The sequence below is a fragment of the Nocardioides luteus genome, from assembly GCF_000960475.2.
In the GTDB taxonomy this organism is placed as follows: Bacteria; Actinomycetota; Actinomycetes; order Propionibacteriales; family Nocardioidaceae; genus Nocardioides; species Nocardioides luteus_A.
In genome coordinates this window covers 24,831-41,848 of the sequence record NZ_JZDQ02000004.1, presented here as the reverse complement: position 1 = coordinate 41,848, position 17,018 = coordinate 24,831, and the positions used below count along the sequence as shown (strand labels likewise).

The following is a 17,018-nucleotide window of genomic DNA, read 5'->3' as shown; positions in this document are numbered from 1 at the left end:
ATGACCTTCTCCCTCACCCCGTCCTACCCCGACAACCCACGGCTCGACGAGCTGGTCACGAGGCTGCGGGACTATCTCGACGGCGAGCTCGCCGACTACGAGCGCGGCCTCGGCCTGGGCCCGGAGACGCCGCTGGACCGCTCGATGCTGGAGCCGGTGTGGCAGCGCAGCCGTGAGCTCGGCTTCTACGGCATCCACCTGCCCGAGTCGCTCGGCGGCCAGGGCCTGAGCTTCACCGAGCTCGCTGCCCTCAAGGAGGAGATCGGCGCCTCCGGCCGCCAGCTCGCCACCAGCGTGCTCGGCGACATGGGCGGCCCGCTCCGGGTCGGCGCGATCTTCGAGCACGCGACCGAGCACCAGATCGAGAAGTACCTGATGCCCGTCGTACGCGGCGAGCGCGCCTGCTGCTTCTCGATGACCGAGGACGACGCCGGCTCCGACGTACGCCGCATGCGGACCACCGCGACTCCGACCCCGGGCGGCTTCCTGATCAGCGGCCACAAGGTGTTCAGCACCGGCGGCACCTTCGCCGACTTCGCGATCCTGGTGGCGCGGATGGCCGGCGAGGAGGAGTCGTACGCCGCGTTCTTCGTCAACCTCGACTCCCCCGGCTGCCGGGTGCTGCCCGGGGACCTGCCGCTGTCGGGACAGAACATCGAGAGCGACGTCGTCCTCGAGGACTGCTTCGTGCCGCAGGAGAACCTGCTCGGCGAGGTCGGCCAGGGGCTGCGGATCGCGCTGGGCCGGGTCACCGCGAACCGGCTGCTGCACTGCCCGACCGCGCTCGGCGCCGCCCGGCGGGCGCTCGCGCTGGCGCTCGGCTACGCCGCGAACCGCACCGTCTTCGACGGACTGCTGCTGGAGAAGCAGGCGATCCAGCACAGGCTCGCCGACATGGCCACCGACTACTACGCCGCCCGGTCGATGACCTACGACGCCCTGGCCGATCTCGATGCCGGCCGGCGACCGCGGATCGAGTCGTTCATGTGCAAGCTGTTCGTGGCCGAACGCTCGTTCGAGATCGCCGATGCGGCGCTGCAGCTGCACGGCAAGGCCGGGATGGTCCGGGGCGCGGAGATCGAGGTGATCTGGCGGCGGCTGCGGATGTTCCGGGTGCTGACCGGATCCTCGGAGATCCAGCGCAACGGCGTCATCCGCGATCTCGTGACGTCGCTGGGGGCATGATGACCGACTTCACCCAGGAGGAGGCCGATGCGCAGCGTGGGTTCGTCGCTACCCTGAAGCCGGGGCTGGTGTCGAAGGCCGACGGGACCGTCGCGTTCGATGCGGACGCCGACGCCTTCCTCGACTCCCCGGCGCCGGACACCGCACACCCGGGACTGTGGCAGCACAGCCGGCTCACCTCGCTGCAGGGTCTGTTCCAGGTCACCGACGGCATCTACCAGGTCCGTGGCCTCGACCTGGCCAACCTGACGATCGTCGAGGGCGAGCGCGGCATCATCGTCGTCGACACCCTCACCACGGCCGAGACCGCGGCGGCCGCGCTGGGGCTCTACCGGGAGCACCGTGGGGACCGGCCGGTCACCGGGGTGGTGCTGACCCATCCGCACGCCGATCATTTCGGCGGGATCGCCGCCGTGCTCGCGGCGGCTGATGGTGACGTACCCGTGCTGGCTCCGGAGGGGTTCTTGGAGCATGCCGTCTCGGAGAATGTCTACGTCGGTCCCGCGATGAACCGGCGCTCGACCTTCATGTACGGCAGCATGCTGCCGGTCGCGCCGGACGGACACCTCGGCTGCGGCCTCGGCCCACGGCTGGCGTCGGGCACCATCGGGCTGGCCGAGCCGACCGACTCGATCACCCGCACCGGGGAGACGCGTCTGATCGACGGCGTCGAGATGGAGTTCCAGCTCACGCCGGGCAGCGAGGCGCCGGCGGAGATGAACATCTACCTTCCGGGAACCCGGGCGCTGCTCCTGGCCGAGAACGCCGTCCACTCCCTGCACAACATCATCACCCTGCGGGGCGCCGAGGTGCGCGATGCCCGGTTGTGGGCGCGCTACCTCACCGAGGCGATCGACCTGTTCGCCGGGCGCGCGGACGTCGCGTTCGCGACGCACCACTGGCCGACGTGGGGTGCGGAGCGGATCGAGGCCTTCCTGGCCGGGCAGCGCGACGTCTACGCCTACCTGCACGACCAGACCGTGCGTCTCATCAACCGTGGCCTGACACCGAAGGAGATCGCCGAGGAGCTGGTCCTGCCGCCGGCCCTCGACGCGCAGCCGTCGACGCGCGGCTACTACGGCTCGCTGAGCCACAACGTGAAGGGGATCTACCAGCGCTACCTGGGCTGGTACGACGCCAACCCGGCGCACCTGTGGGAGCTGCCGCCGGCCGAGGAGGGTCAGCGCTGGCTGCGGCTGCTCGGAGGGGCGGCCCCTGCGGTGGAGCAGGCGGCGGCGCTCGTCGCCGGCGGGGAGAGCGAAGACCTGAGATTCGCGGCGACGCTGCTCGACCACGTGGTCTTCGCCGAGCCCGACGCTCGTGGGGCACGAGAGCTGCTGGCGGAGGTCTACACCCGGCTCGGACACGGCGCCGAGAACGCCACGTGGCGCAACGTCTACCTGACCGGCGCCCGCGAGCTCCTCGACGGGCCGAAGGTGCCGCCGCGCGGCGGCGGCCGCGGCCTGCTGGCGGCGCTCACCGTCTCGCAGCTGCTCGACTCCGTGGCGATCCGGGTCGACGGCCCTCGCGCCTGGGACCTCGATCTGCGCATCGACTGGCATCTCACCGATCACGACGACACGCCCGAGGGCGGCTGGTGGCACACCCGGCTGCGCAACGGGGTGCTCGTGCAGCGGCGCGACAGCGCCCCGGAACCGGGCGCGGGCCTCACCCTGACGCTCACCCGGCGGCAGCTCGCCGGGCTGCTCGGCGCGCGCAGGCTCGACGGGATCGCCCACACCGGCGACCTCGGCGTGCTCCAGCGGCTGCTGGGGGTGCTCGAGGCACCCGACCCGGCATTCCCTATCGTGACAGCGTGACCGACGACACACCCGCCACCGGACTGACCGAGCTGCACGCCCGCCGCTTCCTGACCACGGACGCGGCGCGTGCCGACAAGGTGGCCCGCTGGCACGCCAAGGGGCGGCGTACGGCTCGGGAGAACATCGCCGACCTGGTCGATCCGGGCTCGTTCGTCGAGTACGGGCGGTTCATCACCGCGGCCCAGGAGCAGCGGCGTGACCTGGCCGAGCTCGTCGTCGAGACGCCCGGTGACGGGATCATCGGCGGCACCGCGACCGTCGGCGGGAAGCCGTGCGCGGTGCTGTCCTACGACTACCTGGTGATGGCCGGTACACAGGGCATGCGCGGGCATCGCAAGTCGGATCGGCTGATCGAGATCATCGGGCGGATGCGTCTGCCGACCGTCTTCTTCACCGAGGGCGGCGGCGGTCGCCCCGGTGACACGGACATCCCGCTGGTCTCGGCGCTCGACGTCGGCTCGTTCGCGCTCTGGGGCGAGCTCGAGGGCGTCGTGCCGCGCATCGCCGTCGTCTCCGGGCGCTGCTTCGCCGGCAACGCGGTCCTGGCCGGCTGTGCCGATCTCCGCATCGCCACCCCGGACGCCAACCTCGGCATGGCCGGCCCGGCGATGATCGCCGGCGGTGGGCTCGGCACCTTCGCCCCCGAGGAGATCGGGCCGGTGAAGGACCAGACCGCGAACGGTGTGATCGACCTGCTCGTCGAGGACGAGGCGGCAGCCGTCGAAGCCGTACGCAGCATCCTCTCCTGCCTCGAGCCGGCCGCTGACGGCGGCGAGGCCGGCGATCAGGCCGACCTGCGAACGCTCCTCCCCCACAACGACCGGGAGGCCTTCGACGTACGGCCTGTCGTCGAGACGCTCGCCGACCTCGACTCGGTCACCTGGCTCCGTGAGGCGTTCGCGCCCGAGCTGGTCACCGCGCTGGCCCGGATCGACGGGATCCCGGTCGGCGTGATCGCCAACCAGTCGACGCACCTGGCCGGAGCGCTCACCGGCGACGCCTCGGTCAAGGCGGCCGACTTCCTCGCGCTCTGCGGCCGCTGGGACCTCCCGGTGGTCTCGCTGGTCGACACCCCGGGCTTCATGGTCGGTCCCGAGGCCGAGCGTGGCGGCCTGGTCCGGCACGCCTCCCGGATGGTCGTCGCCGGCGCCCAGCTCTCGACCTCGCTGGTCGGGGTCGTCCTGCGCCGCGGCTACGGGCTCGGCGCGCAGGCGATGCTCGGCGGCAGCACCCACCGCCCGCTCCTCACCGTCGCCTGGCCCGACGCCCACCTGGGCCCGATGGGCCTGGAGGGCGCCGTACGCCTCTCCATGGCCGCCGAGCTGGCCGCGATGCCCGAGGCGGAGCGTGAGGCGCGGGTCGCCGCGCTGACGGAGGAGTACCGCAAGCAGGCCAGCGCCCTCAACGCCGCCCGGATGTTCGAGATCGACGACGTGATCGACCCCGCCGAGACACGTGCCGTCGTGGCGGCGACCCTCCGGCGTGCCCGATAAGTCCTCCAGCCCGCTGCGATGACGTAGCCTCCTGCCATCAGGCGGCTCTCGCCTCGGGCGATGGGAGACTTGGATGTTCTTCGGCTGGATCTTCGCGGGGATGGGCCTGCTGTTCGCGGGCATCGGGGTGTGGATCGTGGTCTGGTCGATCATCAGCCGCCAGCGGCTCTCGACCTGGACGCCGTGGCAGGCCACGATCCGCGAGGTCGAGACGAGGACGACCTCGAGCGGCGACCACGGCAGCCGTACCCGGCTGATCGCGCACTACGAGTATCGCGGTCCCGACGGCGGCACCTATGCGAGCTCGGGTACGCTGCCCGACCGCCGGTTCCGGCTGGACGGGACGGTGCCGCCGTTGGACATCGTGGTCAACCCGCTCGACCCGTCGAAGTCGATGATCGCGGGATCCGGCGGAGGCACCGGCTGCGCGATCGTCTTCGGGATCATCTTCGGTGGGATGGGGCTGCTGTTCGCGTGCGTCGGCCTCGGGCTCGCTCGGGCTCCGATGTGACGTAGCCTCCCGGAGGCTCGCAGCCGCGCCGCTCTGCTCGGGCCGCCACCTCGGCACGGGAGGCGCCGGTCGATCAGGGACCGGACCGGACGGCTAATGGGCGCCGTCGTTGTCCCAGATCTGCTGACCGATGTGGCTCTGGTCGGGGCCATCGAGGCCCAGCAGCTGCGCCGGGCGCTGGGTGTTCCGGTCGTCGGCCGCCTGTTCCATGATCTCCTCGGCACGCTCGGCGTCGGTGTCGTGAGGCACCACCAGCAGGCGTAGCCGATAACCGGAGGCCATCGACAGCACCACGAGGTGGGTGTCGTCGGACGGGAACGAGCCCACCTTCACGAACCCGCGTGCGGCGCGGATCTTGTGGGCGCTCGACGCTCCCGCGTCCGAGTCCCAGTCGGGCCGGGAGTACAACAGCCGCGAGATCCGGCCCACGCGATGGGGAAAGTGGTCGATCAGGTCGGCGGCCTCCTCCTGGAGGTCGCGTGACTGTGGCCACCAAGCGCCATCGAGCGGCCCCGAGCTGAAGCTGTTGTCGAGGCGGATCCGAAGCCCGACCCGAACTGCGGTCGCGAGCTCATCTGTCGGCGACGTCGTCATGACGATCACCTTTCGTGCTGCCCTGCGAACTCGACGAGCCCGGCTGGAAGCGTGGTTAGAACAAGTGTACGCCTCTGGCCAACCGGAGCGGGCTTTCTAGATCTCCTTCAGCCGCGGCACCAGGTCGACGGCGGCGGTTGCCCACGGAACCGGATCGACGTACGGCGTCGGCATGAGCCCGACGAGCGTGATGCCGAGGGCGGCGTACTCCTCCATGGACTTGAGGAACGCGTCCGGGTCCTCGACCGCGGGGCCCTGGAAGAGCATCGTCTTCTCGATCGCGTCGTAGTCGGTGCCGAGGTCGTCGCAGTGACCACGCAGCACATCGAGCTTGTGCTTGACGTTCGCGACCGCGTCGGGGCCGGCGGCACCGAAGAGGTTGGTGCCCTGGCCGTACTTGGCGACCAGGCGGAGCGTCTTCTTCTCGCCGCCCCCGCCGATCAGGACGGGGATGGTGCCGTTGACCGGTTGCGGCAGCGAGATCGTCTCGGCGAGCTGGTAGTGCTTGCCCTCGTAGGCGCCGTCGTTGTCCGACCACATCTGGCGGCAGATCTCGAGGGTCTCCTCCAGGCGCTCGAACCGCTCGGCGGTCGGCGGGTAGGGCACGCCGAGACCCTGGTGCTCACGCTCGTACCACGCCGCACCGATGCCCAGCAGCGCACGGCCGCCGGAGAGCCGGTCGAGCGTGGTGACGATCTTGGCCAGCAGCCCCGGGTGGCGGTAGGTCACCCCCGTGACGAGCAGGCTGAGGCGTACGTTGTCGGTGATACCCGCCAGGTAGCCGAGCGTGGTGTAGCCCTCGAGCATCGGTTCGAAGGGGCCGCCGGCCTGCTCCATCTGGAACCAGTGGTCCATGACGGTGAGCAGGTCGACGCCACCCTCGTCTGCGATCCGGGCCGTCTCGGTCAGCTTGTCGGCGAGCGTGGTCTCCCACTCGGGGTGGGTGAACGTGAAGTAGTGGAGTCCAAGATCCATACCTCAGACGCTAGGCCTTCGAGTGCGCTCGAAGACAAGCCCCTTTCCGAGACCCCCATTTCCGAGACCCGCAGTCGACTCACGGACGCATGCGCCGCTCCTCGCGCAGGTCGTGCTTGTCCAGCTTCGCGTCGTACGCAGCCAGCGGCTTCGCCTTCGTCGCGTCGGCCTCGACCGCGGCGGTCGCGACGCCGGCCCACTCCAGGATCCGGGCGGTGGCGAGCTCACGCTCGTCGGCGACCAGACCGGCCACGTTGGCACCGTGGTTCATGCCCGGCGCGGTGAACACGTAGGAGTCGGTGGCGAAGATTCCCGGGCGGAAGCGCTCGGCACCCCACGGGTCGGCCTCGCCGTAGACGAAGAGCATCTGGTGGGCGTGCTTGCGCACCCACGAGTCGACGTCACGCATCGCGGAGGGGTCGAACCGCATGTCGATGTCGCGCGGGACGAAGCTGCGCGGCGGCTGGTAGCCGTAGCGGATCAGCTCGTCCTCGATGTGCGGGAAGCCGATCGTCGGCGCGCCCAGCTCGGTGCCGGCCTGGTAGTAGTACGGCGTGTAGGGGCTCAGACCCTGGTCGGTGTAGAAGCTGAAGCCCGAGTAGTAGTCGATCGAGTCCCAGATCGCCTGGTCGGTGGCGGTCGCCGCGTCGGCGGGGATGTTGGAGCACTGGGAGGTGCCGGCGTACTGCCAGAAGGCCCAGACGTAGTCGAGCACCACCATCTCGTACGCAGCGTCCAGGCTGCCCACGGTGTCGAAGGTGTAGCCCTCGGCTGCCGCCAGGTCGGCGTACTTCGCCTTCAGCGCCTCGCGGCGGACGAGCGCCTCGCGCTGGACGCCGTTGAGCCGGCCGCGGCAGTCCTCGGTGCCGACGGTGGCGAAGAACTCGTCGTAGGCGGAGTCCTCACGGTTGACCACGTCGTTCGGCGCGACGTAGGCGACGACACCGTCCATGTCCCGGGGGTAGAAGCGCTCGAAGTAGGTCGCGGTCATACCGCCCTTGGAACCGCCGGTGGCGAGCCAGTTGGCGGAGTAGATCGGCTTCAGCGCGGTGTAGATGGCGTGCTGGTCACTGGCCGCCTGCCAGATGTCGAGGTCGTCCCAGTCGGCCGGGTCGGGGCGCGAGGGGGTGAAGAAGCGGTATTCCATCGACACCTGGTTGCCGTCCACGATCCGCGTCGGCTCGCTGCGGCCGGGGTTGGTCGAGACGTTGTAGCCGCTGGTCTGGAACACGGTCGGGCGGGCGGTGTCCTTGTGGAGCACGGTGAAGCGCTGCTGGAAGGTGTCGCCGTCGGGGTGCCGGTGGTCGACCGGCTGGGTGAAGCTCAGGACGAAGTAGCGGTAGCCGGCGACGGGCTTCTCCTGGATCAGGCTGACGCCGTCGATGGCGAGGAGCCGGTCGAGGATGTCGGCCTCGGCCGCGGTCGCGGGGTGGGCGGGCGTGACGAGGAGCAGGGATACCATCCCCATCGCCACCAGAATCCGGCCGATCAATGCACGCATGTGGGGTCTCCTTCGGTGCGGGGTGCTCGGCAACCTAGCCGACCCGCGCGGGGCGCACCTCCGAATTAGGAACGCGGGAAGGAAGTCGCGTCCGGGCGCCTTCTAGAAGGCGACGACCATCTGGGCAACGCCCGACGAGGAGGCGCTTCACCATGACGTTCGACCCGCACGAGCTGCTCGCCACGACCCGCCACGGGATCCTGGCTACGATCAAGGCGAACGGGCTCCCACAGCTCTCGCCGGTGTGGCAGTACTACGACCGCGAGCGTGGCGAGATCCTGATCTCGACCCGCGAGGGCCTGGTGAAGACGAAGAACCTCCGCCGCGACCCGCGGGCGGCGATCGAGGTCGACGGCCCGGGCGGGCGCTCCTGGGCCACGGCCGAGGGCACCGTCACGCTCACCGGGCCCGGCACCGATCCCACCGGCCCCGAGGTCGACGCGCTCGTCGACTACTACCGTCGCGGTGCTGGTGAGCACCCTGACTGGGACGAGTACCGCGAGGTCATGGTCACCGACCGCCGCGTGCTCATCACGATCGCCGTGACGAAGGTCTACGGCGCGGACCTGGGCTGAACCGGCGGCCGTCTGAGGCCGGCCGAGCGCTCCTCGCTCGGCCGGTCGATTCGGGACGATTCCGCGAGTGCTACCTACGCGGATTGAAGAAAGTGCCGAACCCGGACGAGCCGAGTCCGCACAGCATGATGACCGCTCCGACGATCACGTTGGAAGCGATCATTCCTCCGGTTGTGTCGACGCCGTTCATGAGCCACGGCGAGACGATCGCCCATACACCCATGAGCGGGACGGTCCAGGCCAGACCGTGTGTGCGGCCGAATGCGGACGCGAAACCGAGCGCCAGCAGAGCAACCGTGAGACCGATGATCAGGTTGCTGACCATCAGAGATGATGCCGTGGTGTTGAAGCCCACGATCCACGGCGAGACGGCCAGGTAGAGGCCGGCCATCATCGTGACACCGTCGACCACCTGAGCGGTGGCGGAGGACCCGGTCAGATCGAACCGGTCCCGAAGTGCCGCGATGTCGGGGTGTTCCTGAATGGACAGGTTTTCAGACGACATTTGTTTTTCACCTCCTCAGCCCCATGCCAAAGGAAGAACGACTGTCCTCGGCCAATATTCTAGGCCCGCGGCGCCCCGATTGACCCGGCTGAAATCGTGGCGCTCGACGGCGCCTGAGCGGTGGCAGGATGGGCGCCATGGACGTGACCTCGCTGCAGGCCTACTGCCTCACCAAGCCCGGCGCCTGGCCGGACAACCCGTGGGACCACGAGCACCCGGTGATCAAGGTCGGTCCGGGTGAGCGCGGGAAGATCTTCGCGTTCCTCGGGGCCACGAAGGTGGGGCTCAAGTGCGGTGCGTCGCGCGAGGTCGCCGACGAGTGGCTGCTGCGCTATCCGGCCGATGTGACGGTCACCGGCTACATCGGGCGGTCGGGGTGGAACGACCTGGCCTGGGGCGGCGGGATCCCGGACGAGGAGATCCTCGAAGCGGTCGACGAGTCGTACGCCATGGTCGTCTCGAAGCTCCCCAAGAAGCTGCGTCCGGAGGGCTGGGACGCCTGATCACGGGGTGCCGGGCTTGAATGCGGCTCTTCGGTGAGGAATGGTGGAGCGGGTACTCCGAACCCAACCACGGAAGATCTCGACATGCTTCAGCTGACCGAGAACGCCACCACGATCGTCCGCTCGATCTCCGAGCAGTCCCAGGGCGCCGGCCTCCGGCTCGCCTCCAACGCAGAACCGGACGGTGCTTTGAGCGCCGCACTGGTCCCCACCGCCGAGGCGGAGGACCAGGTCATCGAGCAGGAGGGCGCGCGGGTCTTCCTGGACCAGGGCGCCGCTGCCGAGCTCGACGACAAGATCCTCGACGCCGGGATGGATGCCTCCGGCAACGTCCAGTTCGGGATCTCTCAGCAGGGCTGAACCCGCACACGCCGGGGCGCACCGCACTCGCGGTGTGCCCCGGCGTGGCTCGTTTTGCGCTGCGCCGGTCTCGTCGCGCGCGTAGGGTCGACAGGCATGAGCACCGCTGGCGTACCTGCCTGGTTCCATCTCTTCCTCGACGTCCCGCGCCCGCGCTGGGAGGAGGCGGTCGGGTTCTGGTCGGCGGCGACGGGATGGGCGCTCTCGCCGCCGAGGGGCGAGGACGGACAGTTCCTCACCCTGGTGCCGCAGACGGGCGACTCCTGGCTGAAGATGCAGGCGTTCGACGACAGCGAGCCACGGATCCATGTCGATCTCGACGCCACCGATCGTGAGGCCGCCGTCGAGCGTTCGACGGCGCTCGGGGCACACCCGGCATGGACGTACGACGGGGTGCCGGTCATGCGTTCCCCCGGCGGGCTGCTCTTCTGCCACACCCTGGGCGAGGGCGCCGCGCCCCGTTTCGCCCGCTCGGAGCCCGAGCGGGTGCTCGACCAGCTCTGCATCGACATCCCCCGTTCCCGCTGGGACGAGGAGGTCGCCTTCTGGGCCGCGGTGACCGGACGGACCCCGGAGCCGACCAAGACCCCCGAGTTCGTACGCCTCGCCGACCCCGACCCTCACGGTGGCCTCCGGATCCTGCTGCAACGGCTGGAGGACGAGGACGGCGAGGTGAAGGCGCACCCGGACGTCGCGGTCGCCCACCGTGCTGCGGAGACCTGCCGTCATGAGGCGCTCGGCGCCGAGACGGTCGGCGTCTTCGAGTGGTGGACGGTGATGCGTGCCCCGTACGGGCAGGTCTACTGCCTCACCGATCGCGACCCGCTGACCGGTCGGCCGGCCTGATATGTAGGGCTAGCCTGGAGGTATGCGGCTCGCATCGTTCAACGTGGAGAACCTCTTCGCACGGCCGAAGGCGATGGACGCCGACGCGGCCGACGCCAAGACGCGGCGCGCGGTCCTGACCGCCCACGCCCGCGTCTCCACCCTGCTCGCCCAGCCCAGCTACCAGGGCCACGAGCAGGAGATCCTGGACAACCTGGAGAAGCTCGGCCTGCTGCGGAGCGACGAGGGCGAGTTCGCGCGGCTGCGAAAGCTGCGCGGCGCGCTCCTGAAGCGGCCGCGGTCGGGCGACGTCCAGCTGGTCGCGAAGGGGCGCAACGACTGGGTCGGGTTCGTCGAGCTCAAGACCGTCGCCGTCGACGAGGTCGCCACGGAGAACACCGCACGCGTCTTCGCCGAGCTGCGGGCCGAGGTCGCGGTGGTCGTCGAGGCCGACGACCGGCCGGGGCTGCACATGTTCTCCCAGACGCTGCTGCCGGAGGTCGGCGCCGAGGCGTACGAGCAGGTGATGGTGGTCGAGGGCAACGACGAGCGCGGCATCGATGTCGGGGTGATGGTCGGCGACGGGTATCGCCTCGTGCAGATCCGCACCCACATCTTCGATCGCGACGACGAGGGCGTGATCTTCTCCCGCGACTGCTGCGAGTATCACCTCGAGGCGCCCAGCGGTGCGCGGATCGTGGTGCTCGCCAACCACTTCAAGTCCAAGGGCTACTCGGAGAAGGGCGATCCCCAGGGCGCCAAGCGGCGAACCCGGCAGGCCACGCGGGTCGCGGAGATCTACCGCGGTCTGCTCGAGGAGGGCTTCGAGCACGTCTGTGTCGCCGGCGACCTCAACGACTCCCCCGCCAGCGAGGCGCTGCAGCCGCTGCTGTCGGTCTCAGGGCTCGTCGATGCGAGCGAGCACGAGCACTGGGACTGGAACCACCGCCGCGGAACGTATGGTTCCGGCAACGAGGACGAGAAGATCGACTACCTGCTCCTCTCCCCCGCGCTGCGCGCGAAGCAGACCGGCGGCGGCGTCTTCCGCAAGGGCGTGTGGCACGGGCCGCGCACCAAGGATCCGTGGGACCTGTTCCCCACGCTGACCGCGGAGCAGCACGCGGCCTCCGACCACGCCTGTCTCTACGCCGACTTCACCGACCTGTGATCGGGCCCCGGTTCCTGAGAAGGCGGCCTGCAGCCTGAAGATGCGCTGAGGGCGGGCGTCCGGGCGGTGGTTCCGGGCCTCGGCTGTGGCACTCTGGCGAGGTGAACGAGGTGTGGTACGTCGTCGGGCTGGTCGCGGTCTCCGTGGCCGTGCTGGCGTTCGGGGTGTGGTTCGTTCGGCGTGAGATCCGGGACCAGGTCTCGCCGGCGCCGTTGCTGTGGGCCGGCTACGCGGCCGTGGCGGCACTCGTCGTCTTCGGTGTGCTCCGCACGTCCTGGGTGGTGCTCTCATGAGGACCCGTGCTGACCTGCTGGGCTGGATCGGGCTCGCCGGCCGCCTCTACCTCGGCTTCGTCTTCCTCGCCGCCGGGCTCGCCAAGCTGCCCGAGCCGACGATCACCGAGCAGGCCGTGCGCGGCTACCAGCTGCTGCCGTGGCAGCTGGCCCCGGCGTACGCCATCGCGATGCCGGTCGCCGAGATCGTCCTCGGCGTGCTGCTGATCCTCGGGCTGTTCACCCGGACCGCGGCGTTGGGCACGGCGCTCGGCCTGTGCTCGTTCCTGATCGGGATCACCTCGGCCTGGGCGCGCGGGCTCAACATCGACTGCGGCTGCTTCGGTGGCGGCGGCGCCTCGGCCGATCCCGCCTATCTCGCCGACACCTTCCGCGATCTCGGCTGGCTGGCGATCGCCGTCTACCTGCTCGTCGTACGCCGCACCAAGCTGGCGCTCGACGACCTGCTCTTCCGGCGGGGCATGCCGCCGGTCGACGACTACAGCGAGAGCTCGAAGAAGACCGAGTTGGGGTCGAGGACGTAGCTGCCGAAGGGCGGGCGCTCGGTGAAGCCGTTGCCCGCGTAGAGGCGACGGGCGGGTTCGTAGAAGGCCTCGGTCCCGGTCTCCAGGAGCACCCGGCGACCGCCCTGTGATCGGGCCTGCTCGATGAGGTGGCGGAGCACCGCGGTGGCGACGCCGCGGCCGCGGGCCGCGGCGGCGGTGCGCATCGACTTGAGCTCGTAGTCGCCCTCTCCGAGCGACTTCAGCGCACCGCAGCCGACGAGCTCGGTGTCCTCCCAGGCCGACCAGAACGCGATCTCGGGCACCTTCAGCGCGGCGAGGTCGAGCGCGTGCACCGACTCGGCCGGGGTCACCGCGTACATGTCCTCGAGATGCTCCTCGAGGATCCGGACCACCTCGGGGCGGGTCAGGTCGTCGAGCTCGAAGCGCAGGGAGAGCAGGGGCACGCCTGGAGGCTAGCCGAGCCCTCCCCCGTCGTGGCGTCGTGGGGTTGGACGAGGCTGGTGCAGTATCGCGGCCGGCAACCATGCTGTGCGATAGTGCGTGGCTCCGATGCTGGCGGACGATGACGGGGCCATCGCCATGCGGGGTCGGTCGAGGGTGGATTCGGGCGGCTCCCCTAGCATCTGGGCATGCTGACTCGTACGCTCCCGGCCGCTGCCGCCGCTGCCCTCCTTCTGACGCTCTCCGCCTGTGGCTCCTCCGGGGACTCGGGTGAGGCTCAGGAGAGCAAGGGCCCGAGGTCGAGCGAGTCGAGCGACTGGAAGTCGATCGTGAAGGCCGGTTCCACCAGCTGTGACTACGCCAAGGACCCGATGGGCGCCTCGAAGGAGGTGGACGTGCCGGAGAAGACCGCGCAGTACACCGGCAAGGTCGCCGCCACCATCAACACCTCCGTCGGCCCGCTGGCGATCACACTCGACGCCGACAAGGCGCCCTGCACGGTCAACTCGTTCCTCTCGCTGGCCTCGCAGGACTACTACGACGGCACCAGCTGCCACCGGCTCGCCGTCAACCCGGGCTTCGAGCTGCTGCAGTGCGGCGACCCGACCGGTCAGGGCACCGGCGGCCCGGGCTACACCATCCCCGACGAGCTCGAGCCCAGCGACACCTTCCCCGCCGGCACGCTCGCCATGGCCAACACCGGCCAGCCCGACTCCGGCGGCAGCCAGTTCTTCATGGTCTTCGGCGACACCCAGCTCCCGCCGGCCTACACCGTCTTCGGCACCCTCGACGAGGCCGCCGTCAAGACCCTCCAGAAGGTCGGCAAGGCCGGCGTGGGCGAGCCCGGCCCCGACGGCACCGGCGCCCCCAACACTCCCGTCGACTTCGAGACGATCACCGTCGGCTGAAACCCCGCCGAGGCGTCACGTACGCCGGCCGAGTCGGCACGTCGGTGCCATCTCGACCGACGGGGCTGACGCCTCGGCGGGTCAGACGCGGCGGCGGGGCGGGTCTCGGCGCAGGACCTTCGGGAGGTACGCAGCGCCGGAGCTCTGCGCGGCCGCGGCGTCGCCGGGGTTGGAGATGCGGCAGCGCTGCAGCGAGAGGCAACCGCAGCCGATGCAGGAGTCGAGGTTGTCGCGCAGCCGCTCCAGGGCGTGGATCTGCTCCTCGAGGCGGCGGCGCCAGTGCTTGGACATCCGGGCCCAGTCGGCCTTGGTGGGCGTCCGGTCCCCCGGCAGGCAGTCGAGCTCGGCCTTGATCTCGTCCAGCGACAGCCCGACGTTGGCGGCCGCCCGGATGAAGGCGAGGCGGCGCAGGACGCTGCGCTCGAACGTACGCTGTCCCCCGGCCGATCGCTCGGCCTGGATCAGGCCCTGGCTCTCGTAGTAGCGCACCGCGGAGGCCGCGTAGCCGCTGCGGCGGGTCACCTCGCCCATCGTGAGCAGGTCGTGGGTGTTCATCTCACTCTTTTCTGTCACGGGCCTTGATCTCAAGTTCACTTTAGGTTGAATGCTAGCCAGCATGACCAGATCACACAACGAAGTAGCCGTCATCACCGGCGGCTCCGCCGGGCTGGGGCTCGCCCTGGCCACGGCGCTCCTCGACACCGGCTGGAGCGTCGTCACCGACGCCCGCGACGCCGACCGCCTCCACGCCGCCCTGCCGGACAGCTCGCGGGTGACGAGCCTGGTGGGCGACGTACGCGACGGGGACCATCAGGACGCGATCGCCGCCGCCGTCGCGCGGCACGGGCGGCTCGACCTGCTCGTGCACAACGCCAGCGAGCTCGGCCCGATGCTTCCCCTGGCCGAGGTCCCCGAGAGCCTCTTCTCGCAAGTGCTGGAGACGAACCTGCTCGCCCCGCTCACGCTCACCCAGCGGCTCCTCCCCTACCTGATCGCCTCGCGCGGCACCCTCGTCGGCATCTCCAGCGACGCCGCCGTCGAGCACTACCCGACCTGGGGGACGTACGCCGCGAGCAAGGCCGCCCTCGACCACCTGGTCCTGACCCTCGGCGAGGAGAACGGCATCCGCGCGTACGCCGTCGACCCCGGCGACATGCGCACCGCGATGCACCAGGCCGCCTTCCCCGGCGAGGACATCTCCGACCGCCCGCTCCCGGAATCGGTCGTTCCGCACCTGCTCGCGCTGCTCACGAGCACGCAGCCCTCAGGGCGCTACCGCGCCACCGATCTCGCACCCGCAGGAGCAAGCCGATGACGATGCTCGCCGAACGACCGACCACCACGTTCCCCTTCCCCGAGGACACCACCGCTCCCGCGCCCGCGGAGTGGCGCGGCCTCGAGCGTGACGGCGTGCGTCTGCTCGTGGCGAGCCCTGAGGGCGTACGACATGCGAGGTTCCGCTCCCTTGCCGAGCACCTCTCCCCCGGCGACCTGGTCGTGGTCAACGACTCGATCACCGAGGCGCGTCAGCTCGACGCCGACCTGATCGGGCGTGGCCGGGTGGTGCTCCACCTCGCCCAGCGGCTCGACACGGGCTGGGCCGTGGAGCTCCGCTCCGCGCCGGACGCCTCGCGGTCGGTCCTCGACGCGGCCGAGGGCGACGTGGTGGTGACCGCCGGCCTGCGGGTCACCCTGCGCGAGCCCTACCCCGACGGCCGCCCCTCCTCCCCCACCGGAGAGGGCAACCGGCTCTGGCGCGCGGAGGTCACCGGCGACGTGGCCGCCGAGCTGGCGCGGTCCGGCCGCCCGATCGCGTACGGCTATCTCGACCGCCGCTACCCGCTCGACGCCTACCAGACCGTCTTCGGGCACCGCCCCGGGAGCGCCGAGATGCCGTCGGCGGCGCGGCCGTTCACCCATCCACTGGTCACCGAGCTGGTGACGCGCGGCATCCAGATCGCGCCGGTCACCCTGCACACCGGCGTCTCCTCGCAGGAGGCCGGCGAGGCACCGGGCGCGGAGTGGTTCGAGGTCTCCGAGACGACGGCCAGGCTGGTGGAGCAGACCAGGTACGCCGGTGGCCGCGTCGTCGCGGCCGGCACCACCGTCACCCGGGCCCTGGAGTCGGCGGTCGTCCCGGCGACCGGTGCGATGAGGGCGGCCAGCGGCTGGACCGACCGGGTCATCACACCGGCCAACCCGCCGTACGTCGTCAACGGGCTGATCACCGGCTGGCACGACCCGCAGGCCAGCCACCTGCTGCTCGTCGAGGCGGTGGCCGGCCCCGAGCTCACCCAGCGGGCCTACGACGCCGCGGTCGCCGAGGGCTACCTGTGGCACGAGTTCGGCGACTCCGCCCTCCTGCTCCCCTGAACCCTGAGTGCTAGGACAGGGCGCCCTCGCCGTAGGTGACGGGGGTGCCCACCGAGACGGTGCGGCCGACGGTGCACAGCCGGGTCTCGGACTTCTTGATCGCGTCCGGGAGGACCTTGCGGGCAGCGTCGCCGGCCTCGCCCTCGGGGAAGGTGATGTCGAAGGTGACCGAGATGTCGACGAGACGGTTGCCCTGCTCGTCACGGATCTTGGTGGCCGCGGCGAGGGCCTCGAAGGTCTCCATCGGCGACCGCTTTCCGGTGATGAAGTCGACGTCCAGGGCGCTGCAGCCGGCCAGGGCGGCGAGGAGCAGCTCGACCGGGGTGAAGTCGGGGTCGTCGCCGTGGCCGATCACCACGGTGCCTCCGCGCGCGTTGGTGGCACGGAAGCGGTGCTCGCCGATCTTCTCCAGAGATACCGAGCGCTGGTCTGCCGCATCAGAAGTCATGGGGTAAGAGTGCCACCCGCCCGTTAGCCTG

21 protein-coding genes are annotated in these 17,018 nt (G+C 70.4%); 14 read left to right on the top strand and 7 right to left on the bottom strand.

Translation table 11 applies throughout. The features are described 5' to 3' along the window. From UG56_RS03410 to UG56_RS03395, 4 genes are all read left to right on the top strand, one after another. Nucleotides 1-1,185 (top strand): acyl-CoA dehydrogenase family protein, encoded by a 1,185-nt coding sequence (locus UG56_RS03410; RefSeq protein WP_071326854.1) that lies wholly within the window; start codon nt 1-3, stop codon nt 1,183-1,185. Continuing rightward, nucleotides 1,185-3,005 carry an alkyl/aryl-sulfatase gene (locus UG56_RS03405; RefSeq protein WP_256206406.1) on the top strand — a complete coding sequence of 607 codons (1,821 nt, stop codon included), beginning with the start codon at nt 1,185-1,187 and terminating at the stop codon, nt 3,003-3,005. Before UG56_RS03410 ends, UG56_RS03405 begins: the two co-directional genes overlap by 1 nt. Beyond that, entirely contained in the window at nt 3,002-4,501 is a 1,500-nt protein-coding gene (locus UG56_RS03400; RefSeq protein WP_045549796.1) for an acyl-CoA carboxylase subunit beta, read from the top strand. Before UG56_RS03405 ends, UG56_RS03400 begins: the two co-directional genes overlap by 4 nt. A 73-nt stretch (nt 4,502-4,574) precedes the next feature. Continuing rightward, nucleotides 4,575-5,012 (top strand): DUF3592 domain-containing protein, encoded by a 438-nt coding sequence (locus UG56_RS03395; protein ID WP_008359604.1) that lies wholly within the window; start codon nt 4,575-4,577, stop codon nt 5,010-5,012. A 93-nt stretch (nt 5,013-5,105) separates the two neighbouring features. On the opposite strand, the gene UG56_RS03390 is transcribed toward UG56_RS03395, so the two are convergent. The 3 genes from UG56_RS03390 to UG56_RS03380 all read right to left on the bottom strand — a co-directional run bounded on the left by UG56_RS03390 (nt 5,106) and on the right by UG56_RS03380 (nt 8,082). Further along, nucleotides 5,106-5,606 carry a DUF5994 family protein gene (locus UG56_RS03390; RefSeq protein ID WP_052693774.1) on the bottom strand — a complete coding sequence of 167 codons (501 nt, stop codon included), beginning with the start codon at nt 5,604-5,606 and terminating at the stop codon, nt 5,106-5,108. A gap of 96 nt (nt 5,607-5,702) precedes the next feature. Continuing rightward, nucleotides 5,703-6,581, bottom strand: a complete 879-nt coding sequence (locus tag UG56_RS03385) for an LLM class F420-dependent oxidoreductase (protein ID WP_045549795.1) — start codon at nt 6,579-6,581, stop codon at nt 5,703-5,705. 79 nt (nt 6,582-6,660) lie between these two features. After that, the gene (locus UG56_RS03380) at nt 6,661-8,082 is read right to left on the bottom strand and encodes a S28 family serine protease (protein WP_045549794.1); all 1,422 of its coding nucleotides are present in this window, start codon (nt 8,080-8,082) and stop codon (nt 6,661-6,663) included. Nucleotides 8,083-8,234: 152 nt separating this feature from the next. On the opposite strand from UG56_RS03380, the gene UG56_RS03375 reads away from it, so the two are divergent. After that, entirely contained in the window at nt 8,235-8,657 is a 423-nt protein-coding gene (locus UG56_RS03375; RefSeq protein WP_045549793.1) for a PPOX class F420-dependent oxidoreductase, read from the top strand. A gap of 70 nt (nt 8,658-8,727) precedes the next feature. On the opposite strand, the gene UG56_RS03370 is transcribed toward UG56_RS03375, so the two are convergent. Continuing rightward, nucleotides 8,728-9,162, bottom strand: coding sequence for an SPW repeat protein (locus UG56_RS03370; RefSeq protein WP_045549792.1), 435 nt, complete (start codon nt 9,160-9,162; stop codon nt 8,728-8,730). Between the two features lie 137 nt (nt 9,163-9,299). On the opposite strand from UG56_RS03370, the gene UG56_RS03365 reads away from it, so the two are divergent. From UG56_RS03365 to UG56_RS03340, 6 genes are all read left to right on the top strand, one after another. Next, the gene (locus UG56_RS03365) at nt 9,300-9,665 is read left to right on the top strand and encodes an MmcQ/YjbR family DNA-binding protein (protein ID WP_045549791.1); all 366 of its coding nucleotides are present in this window, start codon (nt 9,300-9,302) and stop codon (nt 9,663-9,665) included. A gap of 84 nt (nt 9,666-9,749) precedes the next feature. Next, nucleotides 9,750-10,025 carry a hypothetical protein gene (locus UG56_RS03360; RefSeq protein WP_045549790.1) on the top strand — a complete coding sequence of 92 codons (276 nt, stop codon included), beginning with the start codon at nt 9,750-9,752 and terminating at the stop codon, nt 10,023-10,025. A 96-nt stretch (nt 10,026-10,121) separates the two neighbouring features. Beyond that, nucleotides 10,122-10,871 carry a VOC family protein gene (locus UG56_RS03355; protein WP_045549789.1) on the top strand — a complete coding sequence of 250 codons (750 nt, stop codon included), beginning with the start codon at nt 10,122-10,124 and terminating at the stop codon, nt 10,869-10,871. A 22-nt stretch (nt 10,872-10,893) separates the two neighbouring features. After that, nucleotides 10,894-12,018: an endonuclease/exonuclease/phosphatase family protein gene (locus UG56_RS03350; RefSeq protein ID WP_045549788.1), complete on the top strand. Its 1,125-nt coding sequence runs from the start codon at nt 10,894-10,896 to the stop codon at nt 12,016-12,018. Between the two features lie 101 nt (nt 12,019-12,119). Continuing rightward, nucleotides 12,120-12,311 (top strand): hypothetical protein, encoded by a 192-nt coding sequence (locus UG56_RS03345; protein ID WP_045549787.1) that lies wholly within the window; start codon nt 12,120-12,122, stop codon nt 12,309-12,311. Beyond that, nucleotides 12,308-12,835: a MauE/DoxX family redox-associated membrane protein gene (locus tag UG56_RS03340; protein WP_045549786.1), complete on the top strand. Its 528-nt coding sequence runs from the start codon at nt 12,308-12,310 to the stop codon at nt 12,833-12,835. Before UG56_RS03345 ends, UG56_RS03340 begins: the two co-directional genes overlap by 4 nt. Here the strand turns inward: UG56_RS03340 and UG56_RS03335 are convergent. Beyond that, nucleotides 12,790-13,260: a GNAT family N-acetyltransferase gene (locus UG56_RS03335; protein ID WP_084100441.1), complete on the bottom strand. Its 471-nt coding sequence runs from the start codon at nt 13,258-13,260 to the stop codon at nt 12,790-12,792. The genes UG56_RS03340 and UG56_RS03335 overlap by 46 nt on opposite strands. A gap of 186 nt (nt 13,261-13,446) precedes the next feature. Here UG56_RS03335 and UG56_RS03330 point away from each other — a divergent pair, with 186 nt between their 5' ends. Further along, nucleotides 13,447-14,166 carry a peptidylprolyl isomerase gene (locus UG56_RS03330; protein WP_045549785.1) on the top strand — a complete coding sequence of 240 codons (720 nt, stop codon included), beginning with the start codon at nt 13,447-13,449 and terminating at the stop codon, nt 14,164-14,166. Between the two features lie 81 nt (nt 14,167-14,247). Here the strand turns inward: UG56_RS03330 and soxR are convergent, their stop codons facing one another. Continuing rightward, nucleotides 14,248-14,721 carry a redox-sensitive transcriptional activator SoxR gene (soxR, locus tag UG56_RS03325; protein ID WP_045549784.1) on the bottom strand — a complete coding sequence of 158 codons (474 nt, stop codon included), beginning with the start codon at nt 14,719-14,721 and terminating at the stop codon, nt 14,248-14,250. Between the two features lie 61 nt (nt 14,722-14,782). Between soxR and UG56_RS03320 the strand changes: the two genes are divergently transcribed. Continuing rightward, a complete protein-coding gene (locus tag UG56_RS03320; RefSeq protein WP_084100438.1) occupies nt 14,783-15,481 on the top strand; it encodes an SDR family NAD(P)-dependent oxidoreductase in 699 nt (232 codons plus the stop codon). After that, nucleotides 15,478-16,539, top strand: coding sequence for an S-adenosylmethionine:tRNA ribosyltransferase-isomerase (locus UG56_RS03315; RefSeq protein WP_045549782.1), 1,062 nt, complete (start codon nt 15,478-15,480; stop codon nt 16,537-16,539). Before UG56_RS03320 ends, UG56_RS03315 begins: the two co-directional genes overlap by 4 nt. Nucleotides 16,540-16,549: 10 nt before the next feature. On the opposite strand, the gene UG56_RS03310 is transcribed toward UG56_RS03315, so the two are convergent. Then, nucleotides 16,550-16,987 (bottom strand): OsmC family protein, encoded by a 438-nt coding sequence (locus UG56_RS03310; RefSeq protein WP_045549781.1) that lies wholly within the window; start codon nt 16,985-16,987, stop codon nt 16,550-16,552. Nucleotides 16,988-17,018 lie beyond the last annotated feature (31 nt).